Source organism: Promineifilum sp. (SeqCode) (genome assembly GCF_041918635.1).
GTDB lineage: Bacteria > Chloroflexota > Anaerolineae > Promineifilales > Promineifilaceae > Promineifilum.
The window spans coordinates 1-1,949 of record NZ_JAYRVJ010000610.1; the positions used below are offsets into that span (position 1 = coordinate 1).

The 1,949-nt window shown below is 63.4% G+C and carries 2 protein-coding genes and 1 pseudogene; 2 read left to right on the plus strand and 1 reads right to left on the minus strand.

The window, feature by feature from the left end:
• Positions 1–306: hypothetical protein (locus tag ACE3UY_RS18145; protein ID WP_374688895.1), on the plus strand; the 306-nt coding region annotated here is incomplete at its 5' end.
• A 42-nt stretch (positions 307–348) separates the two neighbouring features.
• The gene (locus ACE3UY_RS18150) at positions 349–561 is read left to right on the plus strand and encodes a hypothetical protein (RefSeq protein WP_374688896.1); all 213 of its coding nucleotides are present in this window, start codon (positions 349–351) and stop codon (positions 559–561) included.
• Here the strand turns inward: ACE3UY_RS18150 and ACE3UY_RS18155 are convergent.
• A pseudogene (locus ACE3UY_RS18155) lies at positions 525–1,949 on the minus strand (hypothetical protein); the annotation flags it as partial. The gene ACE3UY_RS18150 and the pseudogene ACE3UY_RS18155 overlap by 37 nt on opposite strands.

A 1,949-nucleotide genomic window follows, 5' to 3' on the forward strand; every position in this document is an offset into this window, starting at 1 on the left:
CCGGAGTTCTTCACCGTCGATCCGGTCACCTCGCCGACCGATCAACTCACCCAGGTCATCACCGTCGATCTGGGCAACGGCGAAACGATCACCGTCACCGGCGAGTCGGGCACGTTCACCGCGCCGTTCGACACCTTCCCCAAGACGATCGAGATCACCCTGCTGCCCAACACGATCCACAACCTGACCGTCGAGGGCAAGGTGAAGGAGATCGCGCAGGGGGAGTGTGTTTACGGCGGCTACGTCCTTAGCACCACTACGGATCGCAATGGCGATCCGCTGATCATTGAGCAGAATAGTGACTAGTGGTCAGTGCTTACTGACCACTGACCACTGACAACTGTTCACTTGGCGACTGGCCCGGTGGATGGTGTACCGTTGGTGGAGACGCTCGGCCGCTTCGACCCGGCTAACAGCGGTTCGCCGCTGGTCGGCGGGCTGATACACGTGGCCGTGTCAGACATCTATGGCGTAGGGTTGGCGCTGCTCGACCTTGTCCTGGATCGATGGGTGAATTGGCGGCGCTACGGTTGTAGAAGCGGCGCCGCGTCGAGCGGGTAGGCGTCCCCCTGACCGCCCGGCCAGGTCGCGGCCAGGCGCGGGTTGGGGTCGCCCTGGTTCATCAAGTCCAGCCGGTATAGCCCGACGTACAGCGCGCTTCCGGCCGGCAGGCCGGCCGGCAACGACAGTTGGTGGGTATCGGCCACAACCTCGCCCGGCCGCCAGCAGATGGCCGGCCAGGCGTCATTGGCCGGCATGCTGTCGTGCTGGGCCACGAGCGCGCCGTCGGCGCCTAGCAGGTGCACGAACACGGTGTAAGGGTAAGCGGGACGGCTATCGCTCTGCCAATAGAGGGTCACGTCAATGGCGTCGCTAGCCGCGGCCCGGTCTAGTTCAAAGCCGACTAAACGGATGCCCGGTTGTGGGCCGAAGGCGACGGCTGTGCGCGTGGCCTCGGCCGGCAGTTGCGTCGCCATCGCCTGTGGGAAGTAGTAGGGATAATTGGTGGGGCCAACGGTACGCACGAAGACGCCCAACAGGAGCAACTGTACCAACTGCACGCCGAGCATGACCGCCAATCGCCGCCGGGGCCAGCGCGCCAGCACAGGTAGTACGGCCAGCCACGCCAACGGCGCGAGAAACATCCACAGCCGGGCCACTTCACCGCGGGTAATGCCGGAAAGATTCAAGCCGAGCAGAACCAGAATGAACGTCCAGAAGGGCGCGTAACGCCGTCCATCGGCGAATTCGTCTACCGGCCGCCAGACGCGCCGGGCCATCGCTACCGTGGCGATGAGCGCGGGGATGCCCAGAAACAACCAGAAGTCGATCAGGTTATAGACCAGCCACAGTCCATAGGAACGATAGCCAGTGATCGTCTCGTGCGCGACCATACCCTGACGGTAAACCTCCAGAAAGCTCACGCCGAAGAGCAGCCGATAGCCCAGCCAGATACTCAACACGCCGGCCAGAAAGACAAGAGCCTGGCGCAACGGCACAACCCACTTTTTCAGATAGTCCGTTCCGTCCCCCCGCCAAGCGGCGTACAACACCCAATACCCACCCAATACCGCAGCCAGGGCCAGGTTGCTGAAGCTGAGAAAGGTACTGAACGACAGGACGACGCCAGCCAGGAAGAGATACACGGCGCGCTGTTTCTCCAAACCTAGATGGAGCAACAGCAAAGCGATGATGCCCAACAGCGTGTAGGCGTGGGCCCAGTGGGCTATGAACAAGACCATCGCCGGCGTTAGCGCCAGAAAGACGCCGCCGCGCGTGGCGGCGTCGTGACCCACCAGCCGCCGCGCCAGAAAGAAGAAAGGCACGACCGATAGCGCGCCCCACAACGGCATAGCCACCTGAAGAGCGGACGCGGCCAGCAGGGGATCGGGCAGGAACAGGATGGGGGAGTCGCGTACGGCGCACACGTAATCGCGGAAGTGGCCGCC